We start from the raw sequence: 12986 nt of genomic DNA, 5'->3' as shown, positions 1-12986 counted from the left end.
AAAATCGCGGCATGGGCTGGCGTTACTGCCCTGACGGCAGGGGGTAGACCCAGGGTGCCCCCGCCAAGTACGCGAACCGTGCCGTGGCCGACACGCGGTAGCGGGGCGAGGGTCGCAGGTTACGACTCATCAATCCTGAGGAGGACAGATGAGCACGCAGGCTGCATCTACCAGGCCGACGAACCGCCCGGCGCAGGACGTGCAGAACCGCTCGATGCAGGACACGGCCACCCGTCAGATGCCGATGATGCACGACGGGCACCGGGAGCAGATGCCGGCACCGGGTACCGAGACGAAGCAGTCGTTCCTGACGACGGAGTTCTGGATCTACGCTGCCGCCGTCACCGCCGTGGTCATCGCCGCCTTCTGGCGAGGCACCACCGCGTACGGACTGAATCTGAACAACCCGGGCCAGGCATGGATGTTCATCACCCTGCTGACCCTCGGTTACCTGGGTAGCCGTGGTCTGGCCAAGGCCGGTAGCCCGAAGCGTTCCGGTGAGGAGCGTCGGCGAGGACGGTGACGCCGGCTAGGCGGAGCCGCAACCGGCCCGTGTACGCACGGTGGCCCTTCGGGACTCACTCCCGAAGGGCCACCGTTGTGTCGTACCCGGACGGTGCCTCACCGTGCCCGGCTGCGCCGGTGATGGGCAGGGTGGGCTCTAGAATTCCTCGAAGCCGCCGAAGTCATCGCCGCCGAAGTCGCCACCGAAGTCACCGGCGGCCTCGGCCACCTCCTCCTCGGCCCCCTCGAAGGCGTTACCGATCATGTGCCCGGCGAGCATGCCACCGGCGGCGCCCAGCGCGGCACCGGCCACCACCCCGCCCATGCCGACCCCACCCCGGCGCTGGTGCGGGTGGCCGAACCCATGCGGGGCACCGTAGCCCTGCGGGGCGCCGTAGCCCTGCGGTCCGAACGCCTGGGCGCGCAGGGCCCCGAAGCGGCCGATCGTCTCCTGCAACCAGCCGTCGACCACCTGCACCCAGTCGGAGCGCTCCGCGTCGGTGTGTGGGACCTGGTAACGCCCGAAGACGTCGTGGCCGGGCGTCAGGAAGCCGCCGCGCTTGTCGCACTCCAGCACCACGTCGACGCCGTGCGGGTTGGCCACGAAGGTCACTTCGAGTTCGTTGATGGTCTGCGCGTACTGCGGTGCGGCGAAGAACTCGATCTCCTGGTAGAACGGCAGCGTCTGCTGGACGCCGTAGATCATGCCGCGTTCCAGGTCGGCCTTCTTGAACCGGAACCCGAGCTGGAGGAACGCCTCCAGAATGCGTTCCTGCACCGGCAGCGGATGCACGCTGACCTCGTCCAGATCGCCCTTGTCGACCGCGCGGGCGATCGCCAGCTCGGTACGCAGCCCGAGCGACATGCCGTGCAGACGCTGGCCGTACACCGCGGTGATCGGGGTCTCCCACGGCATCGGCAGCTGGAACGGGATCGACAACGCCTGCTTCGGCGCGAGCTGGAGGGGCCCACTGACCACCTGCCGGTGGAACTCCATCACACCGGCCTGCTCACCGACCTCGACCCGGGCGACCAGACCGATGGCGATGTGTTCGATGTCCGCCTGGGCGTCCCCGCCGAGCAGGTTTACCTGACCGTCGAGTGCCAGTCCGGGTCTGGTGTTCGGGTTGGCCAGGACAGTGTCCACACTGGGACCGCCCACGCCCAACGCGCTCAACATCTTCTTGAAGACCATTCGGTACTCCTGCGGGGTCTGGTGCCCGAACTCCATTGTGGGAGCGGACGGGGACCGATGCACCTTATCGAGCGGGGCTGTGAGGTGGCTGAAAACGCACCGTTGCGGCGTCGTGTCGCTTTGGATGCGCGCGGCTGCCGTCTTGGTTGTCCGGCACGCCTACCGAGCCGGAGCCGGCCGGTCGACGACCTCCGGAGCCGGCTCGACGACGGCCCGCCGGAGGCCGAAAGAGATCACCGGAGGCCGACGGAGGCTCACGGCGGCGCCGGCCGTGTGTGGCCGGGCCCGTGCGGGCCCGGCCACCGGCGGCGCGGTTCAGCTCGCGGTGCAGGACACCGTGGGAGCCGGGTTGGTGCCGTTCCAGCTGCCGAGGAAACCGAAGGTGGTGCTGGCCCCGGCGCCGAGACGGCCGTTGTAGTCGACGTTGCGGGCGGTCACGGTGGATCCGCTGCTGGTGACGGTGGCGTTCCAGGACTGGGTCACCGTCTGGCCGTTGGCGTACGTCCAGCGCACCGTCCAACCGTCGATGGCGCTGGTGCCCGCGGTCACCTGGACCTCGCCCTGGAAACCGCCCTGCCACTCGTTGCTGATCGAGTAGGTCGCCGTGCACCCAGCGCTCGGCGGCGGGCTCGACGGCGGCGGGGAGGAGGGCGGTGGGCTTGACGGGGGCGGGCTTGACGGGGGCGGGCTCGACGGGGGCGGCGAGGTCGGCGGGGTCGAGTCGTAGACGCTGGCCTGCCGCGAGGTCTGCCGGATGCCGTTGGTGCCGTTGAACAACCGCTCGCCCCAACTGGTCAGCTGGTTCGGGTTGAAGTTGGTGGCCATGTCGAGGTACTCCACCCCGCCGCTGTTGCCACTCCACGACCAGCCCAACCAGCCGATCCCGTTGGCCTGGGTGTAGGAGAGGATGGCGTCCTCGTCGGGGTCGCCGTCGGAGTGGTAGTGCCCGAACTCGCCGACCACGATGGGCAGGTTCCGGCTGCGGAAGCGACCCAGGTAGTCACTGATCTCCGCGGCGGTGTCGAAGACGCCGTACATGTGGACCGAGAAGACCGTGTTGCGGGCCGGGTCGGCGTCGAACACCGTCGGCGCGTTGTCGCGCATGGTGAAGGACCAGTCCTGGCCCCAGTTCGGAGCGTCCACCATGATGGTGTGCGCGATGCCGCCGTCGCGCAGCCGACGGATCGCGTTCGAGGTGTCGGTGGCCCACGACGAGTAGTTCTGGTTGCCGTACGGCTCGTTGCCGATGTTGACGATCACGTACGCTTCCTGGCCGTCGAGCGCGCTGGCGATGCTGAGCCAGTAGTCCACCGCGCGGTCCAACGTGATGGCCCCGCTCTGCTCGCCGTACCCGGTGGTGTCGTGCACCTCCAGCACGCAGATCAGCCGTTGGGCCTTGCAGAGCCCGATCACGTTGGACACGTCGGCGGCGCTGTTGCGGGTCCACCGGTCGCCGCTGGAGAGCACGACCCGTACGGAGTTGGCGCCGAGGGCTTTGACGTCGGCGAAGGAACTGGTCTGGTTCACGTACCAGGTGTGCGCGTGGTTGACCCCGCGCATGATGAACTCGGTGCCGTTGGCGTCGTAGAGCCGGCCGTTGCTGACCGTGAAACCGGCGGCGGCGTGAGCCGAGGGCCCGAAGGCGAAGACTGCGGCGACGGTCGCCAACAGGATGGCGCCAATGGCCGCGAACAGTTTTCTCATGCATTCCTCGCAGGAGATGTCTCCCCCGTGCCCAGGGGGTGCGGTGAGTGACAGGTGAGCGGCTCCAGCCCGACAGCCGCGTCCAGGCCCGACGAGGCATCAGCGTATGCCGATGGAATATCGAAAGCAACCGGTTCAGTGGTCGGGCCACCAGCAACGACCGAGTCCCCAAGGGAGCGGACATTCCCGCCAGAGAATGCCAACCGCGCAGACACCTGAACCGGTTCAGACAGCGGTCGGCGCGGGCCGGACAGACCGTCAAGCCGGTCAGCAGGGTTGACCGGTGCGGCCCGGGGTATCCGGAAATGATCCGCCCAGGCCCGGTGAGGAGAGGTCAATGGTCAACATCGGCTACACCCTGCTGTGCGAGCAGGCAGGCCCGAAGGAACTCGTCGACTACGCCGTACGGGCCGAGGCGGCCGGCTTCGACCATCTCGTCACGTCTGACCACTACTACCCCTGGCTGGAGTCACAGGGCCACTCACCGTACGCCTGGTCGGTGTTGGGCGCGGTCGCGCACGCCACCTCCCGCGCGGCGCTGATGTCCTTCGTGACCTGCCCGATCCGCCGCTACCACCCGGCGGTGGTGGCGCAGAAGGCGGCCACGATCGGGGTGCTCTCCGACGGTCGGTTCACCCTCGGCCTCGGTGCCGGTGAGAACCTCAACGAGCACGTCGTGGGCGGCTGGCCACACGTGCAGCAGCGCCACGAGATGTTCGAGGAGGCGTTGCAGATCATCCGCCCGCTGCTGAACGGGGAGACGTTGACCTTCTCCGGCAACCACTTCGACGTGCCGGACGCCTATGTCTGGGACCGGCCGGACAGGCCGGTGCCGATGGCGGTGGCCGCCTCGGGCCGGCAGTCGGTGACGCTGGCCGCCGAGTACGCCGACGGTCTGATCGCCACCGAGCCGGTACCCCACCTGGTCGAGATGTACGAGCAGGCCGCCGGCACCGGCCGCCCCCGGTACGGCCAGGTGGCCATCTGCTACGGCCCGGACGAGGCCGAGTGTCGCCGGATCGCCCACGACCAGTTCCGCTGGTTCGGGATGGGCTGGAAGGTCAACACCGACCTGCCCGACCCCGACTCCTTCGAGGCGGCCACCCAGGGCGTACGCGAGGAGGACGTGGCGGCCGGGATCGCCTGCGGTCCGGACGTGGAGAAGCACGTCGCGGCGGTCAAGAAGTTCGTCGAGGCCGGCTTCACCCACGTGGCACTGATCCAGGTCGGCGGCGACCGCCAGTCGATGTTCCTGGACTGGGCCCGGGAGGAACTGCTACCTCGACTGCGCGAACTGTGACCCGCCCGACCCCGACAGGAAGACGAACCATGCGCATCGGTAACACGGAGATCCGACCCGCCGGCGGCGGCCTCGGCTGCCTCCTGATGATCCTCTTCTCCATCGTCGCCTCGATCGTCCTAACCCTCCTACTAAACCTCCTCCTCTAACACACCCCCCACCCGACCACCCGTGTTGATCAAGAAGTTTTGGTCACGCCACGCCGTTGCCGATGACCAAAACTTCTTGATCAACGCGAAGGGGTGAGGGGGGTGAGGGGGGTGAGGGGGAAGTCGGCTTGGAGGGGGTGGTGGTCGGAGGCGTGGGCGGTGTCGGGGGTACGGATAACTGATACGTGCGGGTGGAGGGTGGCCAGCTTCGGGGTGGCTAGCAGGTAGTCCAGGCGCATGTCGGCGAACTCGGCGCCACCGTGGGCGGTCGGCACCGTGGGCCCGGCACTCACCCCGAGATCCACCAGCCCGGCCGCGAGCAGCCGGGCCACCGCCCGGGTCTCCACCGTCCGCCCGTCACGGCGCAGATGCCGACGCCGGTACGCGGGCGGAAGCCGACCCACCCGGTCGGCGTGCCCGGCGTACGGGTCGAGGGTGTTCAGGTCACCGGCGAGCAGCGCCAGGTCGTCCCGGCTGCGGCGCAGGGCGGCGGCCGCCCACCGCGCCTCGACCAGCCGACGGGTGCCCGAGTACGGGTAGAGGTGGGTGCCGAGCACCGTCAACGGACCGGCGTCGGTGCCCACCACCACCCGTTGGGCCGCGTGGTGGAACGGCCGGCGTACCGGCGCGGCGGCCAGCACCGGCCATGCCGGAGCGACCAGCAGCGCGACCGGCTGCCCCAGCCAGGAACGGGCCAGGTACGGCCGGAGTCCGACACTGGCGGCGAACCCCGCGACGTCGAGACCACCCAACTCCTGCAACGCGAGCAGGTCCGGCCGCTGGCGCGCGATGACCCGGGCCACCAGCGCGCGCCGATCCGGACCGCCCCGGTCCCGGCCGCCGGTGCGGATGTTCCAGGTCATCACCCTCAGCACGGCAGGCTCAGCCCGGCTGACCGGCCCGGGCCAACTCGTCGTCGAGGGTGTCCACGTCCTCGGACTCGATGGCCGGTTGGTTGCCCTGCCGCACGTCCTCGTTGGGGCGCACCACCCAGTACAACAGCCCGATCCACAGCGCGGTGAGCAGGATCGCGCCCATGAAGTCGGTCGGGTGGTGCATGCCCCGGTACATCCGGGAGATCGCCACCCCGACCGGCATCACCACGGCGAGCGCCACGAAGACCCACCGCCACCACCGGTCGGTGCGGACGAAGACGATGACGGCGATCGCCACCCACAGGCAGAGGGTGGCCGCGATGTGCCCGGACGGGAACGACGACGTCGGCATCGGACCGTCCAGGTTCTCCACCGGCGGGCGCGGCCGGTCCACCGCCGCCGCGCTGGCGAGGAAGAGGGTCAGCTCGCCGAACATGGTCAACGTCACGAAGAGCACCGGGCGCCACCGTCGCCAGATCGCCAGCACCAGCGGGCAGAAGACCATCGAGATGAGCAGGATGGCGTGGGTGTCCCCGACCTTGCTCCACCACCAGCTCAGCTCGTCGAGCGAGGCGGTGCGATGGTCGGCGAACCAGGCGGGCACGGTCTCGTCGAGGCGGGCGAAGAAGGTGCTGTCGGCGTGGTAACTGACGAACATCCCGAACCCGTAGAGGGCCCCGAACACCAGCACCCAGCCGACGATGATCTCGGCGATTCCGGCGCGGGCGTGCGGCAGCAGCTTCTCCTCGTCCGGGGCGGGCGCCACCTCGTGCCCGACCTCCGGCTCCAGCCCGTCGGTCAGCGGCGCCGCGGGCCGCCCCCGCTCCAGCCGCCACAACCGGAAGGCGTACGCGGTGACGCCCAGCCAGGCCGCGCCGAGCAGCCAGGCACCGAGCACATCGGAGAGGAAGTGCACGCCGAGCGCGACCCGGGTGAACCCGATCAACAGGACGACGGTGGCGGTCAGGGCCACCGCCGGTCGACGCCAGCGGGGAGCAATCGCCGGCAGGAACACCAGCAGCAGCGCGCCGTAGGCCACCATCGATCCGAGGGCGTGACCGCTGGGGAAACTCTGTCCCGCGTACCCGCCGATCGGCACGTCCACCTCGGGACGCAACCGGTCGACGAGCGTCTTGAGCGAGAGGTCGAGGATCACCGCACCCGTGCCGGTGACGAGCAGGAACACCGCGAGGCGCCCCTGCCGGCGGATCAGCAACCCGACCACGGCGACGGTCACCAGCCAGATGATGACCGGACGTCCGCCGAGATCGGTGACGGCGTTGAGCACCGTCACCAGCGGGCCGATCGGCGCCACCTGGTCGTTGAGCCACCGCGCCACGCCGTGGTCCACGTCGTACAACGGCGACCATCGCACCCGGACCAACACCAGCAGCAACCCGAAGCCGGCCCCGGCACCGAGCACGAGCGCCAGACCGGCGAGCGTACGTTCGGTGAAGTGCCCGACGGGTCGTCGCAGTATGTCCCTGACCGCACCCACGGCCGCCTCCTTCGCTTCTGGCGTGGCGCAGTACCCGGTACGCCGCTGCCGTACACCCGGCGCGGATCAGAGCGCGGTCATCTCGCCGGTGTCGTGCAGCGCGGACCGCTGAGTGCTCGGCTCCCACAGGTCCGGCTTGGCCGGTTCCTGCACACCGATGCGTACCGCCTCCAGTTGCGCCGCGAAGGAGAGCCCGCCGAACAGCGCGACGCCGGTGAGGTTGGCCCACAGCAGCAGCGCCATGATCCCGGCCAACGCGCCGTAGGTCTGTCCGAAGTCCGCGCTGAAGCGTACGTAGCCGGCGAGCAGCAGGCTGGCCAGCCACCACAGGGCCGTGGCGATGCCGGCGCCGAACAGCAGCCAGGACAGGCCGGGCTGGTGGCGGCGCGGCGCATGGCGGAACAGCACCGCGACAGCGAGCACCGTCAGACCCAGACTGAGCGGCCAACGCACCACGTCCCACAGCAGGCTGGCGACGTCGCCCCAGGCGTAGTGGCGTTCCACCGAGTCGCCCATCGGTCCACCCCCGACCAGGATGAGGAACCCGGCGAGTGCCGGAAGACCGGCGGTCACCGCGAGCACCGCCGCCCGCAGGTACTTCCGACCGGCCGGGCGGTCCCGTTCGACGCCGTAGATGCGATTGGCGCCCCGCTCGATCTGGGCCATGGTGCTGGTCAACGCCACCAGGCCGGTGATGAGGCCGAGGGTGAGCGCCACCTCGCCGGCCCGCTCGACCCGTTCGGCGCCCGCGTCGTCGCCGTCCCGGAGCAGGTCGGCGACGACCTGTTCACTCGTCCCGGGGGTCAACGCCAGCACGGTGTCCGCGACCACCTCACCGCCCTCGGCCACACCGAGTTCGGAGATGAGCCCGGTGAGGGCGATCAGGAAGGGCACCACGGCCAGGCAGAGCTGGAACGCGAAGGCGCGGGAGTGGCTGAACCCGTCGCCGTACCGGAAGCGGGTGAAGGCGTCGCGTAGCAGGTGCCAGCCGCCCTCCCGACGCAGCGTCTGCCATGCGTGGTCGGCGCAGAGTTGCTCGTCGGACATCAGCCGGGTCTCCGGCACCATCCGGGTGCTGCTCATGGTGCGGCCCCTTCACCGGCGGCCGTCGGGCCCACCGGCCCGTGGCTCGCTCACCTCGTTCCCGCAGCGGGCTCGGGGCTCACCCCTCGCCCTCGCCTGCGCCCTGCTCGGCCAGGCGTTCACCCCGCTCGGCGGCGGCCGTGGCGTCGTCGGCCAGGTCGGCTGCCTGCACCGGTCGCGGAACGCACAGCCACAACGCCCGGCGGCGGATCTGCACCCGTAGTTCGCGTCCCGGCTCGATGAGGTCGCCGTCCAGTTCCCGGGGCTGGTTCCGGTTACTGGTTATCTCCACCCGGCGGGCGCGGTACACCTCCATCCGGGGCACCCGGTCACGGCGGCGCAGCACCGCCCACCCGAGGGAGACCCAGTGCCGCAGCGTACGCGGGGTCAGCACGGCGACGTCGAGGTAGCCGTCGTCGGGCTCCGCCTCGGTCAACAGGGTCAACCCGCCCTGCAGCCGTCCGACATTGGCGACCAGCACCGAGCGGGCACGACGACGCAACGGCGGTTGGTCGTCCAGTCGGATCGACACCCGCATCGGTCGATCCCGCAGGTGGCGCGTCGCTCCCACCACGTACGCCGGCCAGCCGATCCGCCGCTTAGTCGTCTCACTGGTGGCATCGAGCATCTGGGCGTCGAAGCCCATGCCGGCCATCACCGCGAAGTGTTGCCCGTCCACCTCACCGACGTCGAGCAGGCGTCGGCCACGCTCGACGGCCACCGCCAGCCCGGCGGTCAGGTCGTCGGAGATGCCCAGGTTGGCCGCGAGTAGGTTGCCGGTGCCCTGGGGCAGCACGGCAAGCGCCGTGTCGGTGCCGACCAGGGCGTCGACGCAGGCCATCACGGTGCCGTCGCCACCGCAGGCGAAGACGAGGTCCACTCCGGCGGCGAGGGCCTCTGCGGCCTGACCCCGGCCGGGATCGTCGACGGTGGTCTCGAACCACAGCGGCTCCGGCCAGCCGGCCGCGCCGAGTACGTCACCGACGGTGCGACGCAACTCGTCGAGATCGGCGACCTTGGCCGGGTTGACCACCACCGCGCTCCGCAGCGGATCTTCGTACCGTCCAGCATCCACGGCGTCAGTGTGCAGCACCGTGCCGTGTCGGGCGACTCGAAGCCGGTGTGCCTCGACTCACCGCACCGGCTCCGGGCATCGAGGTTTCGGCGGCCGACCATCCGGGGACGCCGAACCGCACCCCCCCCTGGCCGCAGCCGGGGGCGGCCCGATCGGCCGACTGAGCTGCGGCGATCCGGCCCCCAGGTGGCATCACCCCGACTAGCCTCAGACCCAGGCCGGGTGCCACAGCTGCGGGGGTGATGTCGGATGGCCGCAGCCGACCAGAAGCCGGTGCTCGCCGGTATCGCGCCGCAGGACGCGCTCCCGGTGGCCCGACTCGCCGCCCGGGTGGCCGCGGCGCACGGACGTCGGCTGCACCTGCTGCACGCGTTCAACTGGGCCGCCTTCGACGAACCGGACATCTCCCACTCCCGCGTCGAGGCCGAACAACTGATCGCCGAGGCGACCGCAGCGATCAACAAGAACGAGCCGAGCGTGCCGGTGACCGCCGAAGTCGTCGAGGGCTCGGCGGTGGAGAACATCCTCCGCAGGTCGTCGTCCGCCTTCCTGGTGACGGTCGGGGACGGCGGCATCGTCCGCTGCGACCGGTGCATCCCGTCCGACAGTCGGGCCGTGCAGGTGGCCGCCCGCGCCGACTGCCCGGTGCTGGTCGCCCGGCGAGAACCACCACCGCCCGGCCCGATCCTGGTCGGGATCGACGGTTCGGCCTCCGCCGAGGTCGCCCTGCAATGGGCGCTCGCCTGTGCCGACCGGCACCAGGCGCGGCTTCTGACGCTCTGGGTGGTCGACTCCGACGGCAGTGTCGAGGACGCCACCGAGCGACTCGACGCGACGGTGACCCGTTACCGGGTCGACCATCCCGACACCGCCGTCGAGTGCCACGTCATCGAGGGTGAGCCGGACGAGGTGTTGGTCGACCAGTCGCGCTCGGCACAGCTGGTGGTGGTTGCCGCCCGAGGCGAGGAGCCGTTGCGCGGGATGCTCGGCGCGGTCAGTCAGACGCTGCTCTACCACGCCCCGTCCCCGGTGATGGTGATCCGCGGCGTGTGCGGCGGTCCGGAGGTGACGGGCCGTGGCACCCGGGTTGACGGGACCAACGGCCCTGATTGAGGTTCGCCGATTCGGCGAAGCTGACAGTGGAAACCGCGCGTTGCGGATGCAGGATTCACCGACCCGCGAGAGGCTCAGGCAGTATGGACACCGCCGTAGACCTGCGAAGCCCCCTGACCGATGACGAACTGCGCCGACTGGACGCCTACTGGCGGGCAGCGAACTACCTCACCGTCGGGCAGATCTACCTGCTGGACAACCCGCTGTTGCGCGAACCGCTGGCCCCGGAGCACGTCAAGCCGCGCCTGCTCGGGCACTGGGGCACCTCCCCCGGGCTGAACCTGATCTACGCCCATCTGAACCGGGTCATCGTGGCGCGGGACCTCAGCGCCATCTACATCACCGGGCCCGGGCACGGTGGACCGGCGCTGGTGGCGAACACCTGGCTGGAGGGCACCTACAGCGAACTCAACCACGACATCGGCCGGGACGAGGCCGGGATGGCCCGATTGTTCCGCCAGTTCTCCTTCCCCGGCGGCATCCCGAGCCATGTCGCGGCGGAGGTGCCGGGTTCCATCCACGAGGGCGGCGAGCTGGGGTACGCCCTCAGCCACGCCTACGGCGCCGCCTTCGACAACCCTGACCTGCTGGTCGCCTGCGTGATCGGAGACGGCGAGGCGGAGACCGGCCCACTGGCCGGCAGCTGGTTGTCCAACGTGTTCCTCAACCCGGCCCGCGACGGAGCGGTGCTGCCCATCCTGCACCTCAACGGATACAAGATCGCCAACCCGACGGTGCTGGACCGCATCCCCGAGTCCGACCTGCTCGACCTGATGCGGGGCCAGGGCTACCAGCCGTACGTGGTGGCCGGTGACGACCCGACGGTGGTGCACCAGCGGCTGGCCGCCACCCTGGACCGGGCGCTCGACGAGATCGCCGGGATCCAGCGCCGCGCCCGCTCCGGCGCGACCGTCGAACGCCCGCGTTGGCCGATGATCGTCCTGCGTACTCCGAAGGGCTGGACCGGGCCCCGCGACGTCGACGGCAAGCCGGTCGAGGGCACCTACCGGGCACACCAGGTGCCGTTGTCCCAGGTCCGCAGCAACCCGGACCACCTGGCCGAGCTGGAACGGTGGATGCGCAGCTACCGTCCGCAGGAGCTGTTCGACGCCACCGGCGCGCCCGTGGCCGAGCTGGCCGACCTGCCGCCCAAGGGAACCCGGCGGATGAGCGCCAACCCGGTCGCCAACGGCGGCGTCCTGCTGCGCGACCTGACCCTGCCCGACTTCCGTGACTACGCCGTGGAGGTGCCCCGCCCCGGTGCGACGGTCACCAGCGCCACCGGCGAACTCGGCAAGTGGGTCCGGGACGTGATCAGCGCCAACCCGCAGACGTTCCGACTGTTCGGGCCGGACGAGGTCGCCTCCAACCGGCTCCAGGCCGCCTTCGAGGTCACCGACCGGGCCTGGGTGGCCGGCACGGTCGACGGCGACGACCACCTCTCCCCCGACGGGCGGGTCATGGAGGTCCTCTCCGAGCACCTGTGCCAGGGTTGGTTGGAGGGCTACCTGCTGACCGGTCGGCACGGCATCTTCACCAGCTACGAGGCGTTCATCCACATCGTGGACTCGATGGTCAACCAGCACGCCAAGTGGTTGAAGGTCACCCGGGGCATTCCCTGGCGGCAGCCGGTCGCGTCGCTGAACTACCTGCTCTCCAGCCACGTCTGGCGGCAGGACCACAACGGGTTCTCACACCAGGACCCGGGCTTCATCGACCACGTGATGAACAAGAAGGCCGAGGTGGTGCGGGTCTACCTGCCGCCGGACGCCAACACGCTGCTGTCCACCATGGACCACTGCCTGCGCAGCCGGCACTACATCAACGTGGTGGTGGCCGGCAAGCAGCCCGCGCCCAGCTGGCTGGACATGGACGAGGCCATCGCGCACTGCCGTCGCGGGGTGGGCATCTGGGACTGGGCCAGCAGCGACCGGGGCAGCGAGCCGGACGTGGTGCTCGCCTGCGCGGGCGACGTGCCGACGCTGGAGACCCTCGCCGCGGCGGACCTGCTGCACCAGCACCTTCCCGACCTCAAGGTACGGGTGATCAACGTCGTCGACCTGATGCGGCTTCAGCCGGACTCCGAGCACCCGCACGGCCTGCCGGACTCGGAGTTCGACACCCTGTTCACCCGTGACAAGCCGATCATCTTCGCCTACCACGGCTACCCGTGGCTGATCCACCGGCTCACCTACCGGCGGACCAACCACGACAACCTCCACGTCCGTGGCTACAAGGAGGAGGGCACCACCACCACGCCGTTCGACATGGTGATGCTCAACGACCTGGACCGGTTCCACCTCGTGATCGACGTGATCGACCGGGTGCCGGGGCTGGCCGCCCGTGCCGCGCACCTGCGGCAGGAGATGACCGACGCCCGCCAGGCCGCCCGCGACTACACCCGCCGGTTCGGTGAGGACGACCCCCGGGTGGCCGAGTGGCGCTGGATCCGCGAGACCGATCCGACCGACCGGTGAGGAGGTGCCCGTG

Annotated in this window: 10 protein-coding genes; 4 read left to right on the top strand and 6 right to left on the bottom strand. The window is 70.2% G+C overall.

Features of this window, described 5'->3' with window-relative positions; genetic code table 11:
- The first annotated feature begins 148 nt into the window (after positions 1-148).
- Complete coding sequence (locus ACLQ2S_RS05635) at positions 149-523, top strand: hypothetical protein (protein ID WP_155215472.1); 375 nt, start codon at positions 149-151, stop codon at positions 521-523.
- A 138-nt stretch (positions 524-661) separates the two neighbouring features.
- Here ACLQ2S_RS05635 and ACLQ2S_RS05630 read toward each other — a convergent pair whose 3' ends face one another.
- The gene (locus tag ACLQ2S_RS05630; protein ID WP_155215986.1) at positions 662-1699 is read right to left on the bottom strand and encodes a sporulation protein; all 1038 of its coding nucleotides are present in this window, start codon (positions 1697-1699) and stop codon (positions 662-664) included.
- Positions 1700-2014: 315 nt separating this feature from the next.
- Positions 2015-3403, bottom strand: coding sequence for a cellulase family glycosylhydrolase (locus ACLQ2S_RS05625; protein WP_425701252.1), 1389 nt, complete (start codon positions 3401-3403; stop codon positions 2015-2017).
- A 337-nt stretch (positions 3404-3740) separates the two neighbouring features.
- Between ACLQ2S_RS05625 and ACLQ2S_RS05620 the strand changes: the two genes are divergently transcribed.
- Positions 3741-4703 carry a TIGR03557 family F420-dependent LLM class oxidoreductase gene (locus tag ACLQ2S_RS05620; RefSeq protein WP_425701251.1) on the top strand — a complete coding sequence of 321 codons (963 nt, stop codon included), beginning with the start codon at positions 3741-3743 and terminating at the stop codon, positions 4701-4703.
- Between the two features lie 229 nt (positions 4704-4932).
- Here ACLQ2S_RS05620 and ACLQ2S_RS05615 read toward each other — a convergent pair whose 3' ends face one another.
- The 4 genes from ACLQ2S_RS05615 to ACLQ2S_RS05600 form a co-directional block, all read right to left on the bottom strand.
- A complete protein-coding gene (locus ACLQ2S_RS05615; RefSeq protein WP_425701250.1) occupies positions 4933-5715 on the bottom strand; it encodes an endonuclease/exonuclease/phosphatase family protein in 783 nt (260 codons plus the stop codon).
- 19 nt (positions 5716-5734) lie between these two features.
- Entirely contained in the window at positions 5735-7225 is a 1491-nt protein-coding gene (locus ACLQ2S_RS05610) for a phosphatase PAP2 family protein (protein WP_425701249.1), read from the bottom strand.
- A 66-nt stretch (positions 7226-7291) separates the two neighbouring features.
- Positions 7292-8308 carry a YihY/virulence factor BrkB family protein gene (locus ACLQ2S_RS05605; RefSeq protein WP_425701248.1) on the bottom strand — a complete coding sequence of 339 codons (1017 nt, stop codon included), beginning with the start codon at positions 8306-8308 and terminating at the stop codon, positions 7292-7294.
- 79 nt (positions 8309-8387) lie between these two features.
- Entirely contained in the window at positions 8388-9383 is a 996-nt protein-coding gene (locus ACLQ2S_RS05600; protein WP_425701247.1) for a diacylglycerol/lipid kinase family protein, read from the bottom strand.
- Between the two features lie 249 nt (positions 9384-9632).
- Here ACLQ2S_RS05600 and ACLQ2S_RS05595 point away from each other — a divergent pair, with 249 nt between their 5' ends.
- Together ACLQ2S_RS05595 and ACLQ2S_RS05590 are read left to right on the top strand one after the other, a co-directional pair.
- Complete coding sequence (locus ACLQ2S_RS05595) at positions 9633-10496, top strand: universal stress protein (protein ID WP_425701246.1); 864 nt, start codon at positions 9633-9635, stop codon at positions 10494-10496.
- 83 nt (positions 10497-10579) lie between these two features.
- On the top strand, positions 10580-12973 hold the full coding sequence (locus ACLQ2S_RS05590; protein WP_425701245.1) for a phosphoketolase family protein: 2394 nt from the start codon (positions 10580-10582) through the stop codon (positions 12971-12973).
- Positions 12974-12986 lie beyond the last annotated feature (13 nt).

This window comes from Micromonospora sp. DT48, assembly GCF_049844495.1.
Classification (GTDB): domain Bacteria; phylum Actinomycetota; class Actinomycetes; order Mycobacteriales; family Micromonosporaceae; genus Micromonospora.
The sequence above is the reverse complement of the archived record's forward strand: the minus strand, read 5'-3'. Positions and strand labels throughout refer to the sequence as shown.

Bases quoted from the DNA above. Each gene is read 5' to 3' on its own strand.
- ACLQ2S_RS05625 (WP_425701252.1), bottom strand. From the start codon at position 3,403: ATGAGAAAACTGTTCGCGGCCATTGGCGCCATCCTGTTGGCGACCGTC.
- ACLQ2S_RS05635 (WP_155215472.1), top strand. From the start codon at position 149: ATGAGCACGCAGGCTGCATCTACCAGGCCGACGAACCGCCCGGCGCAG.
- ACLQ2S_RS05590 (WP_425701245.1), top strand. From the start codon at position 10,580: ATGGACACCGCCGTAGACCTGCGAAGCCCCCTGACCGATGACGAACTG.
- ACLQ2S_RS05615 (WP_425701250.1), bottom strand. From the start codon at position 5,715: ATGACCTGGAACATCCGCACCGGCGGCCGGGACCGGGGCGGTCCGGAT.
- ACLQ2S_RS05620 (WP_425701251.1), top strand. From the start codon at position 3,741: ATGGTCAACATCGGCTACACCCTGCTGTGCGAGCAGGCAGGCCCGAAG.
- ACLQ2S_RS05595 (WP_425701246.1), top strand. From the start codon at position 9,633: ATGGCCGCAGCCGACCAGAAGCCGGTGCTCGCCGGTATCGCGCCGCAG.
- ACLQ2S_RS05630 (WP_155215986.1), bottom strand. From the start codon at position 1,699: ATGGTCTTCAAGAAGATGTTGAGCGCGTTGGGCGTGGGCGGTCCCAGT.
- ACLQ2S_RS05605 (WP_425701248.1), bottom strand. From the start codon at position 8,308: ATGAGCAGCACCCGGATGGTGCCGGAGACCCGGCTGATGTCCGACGAG.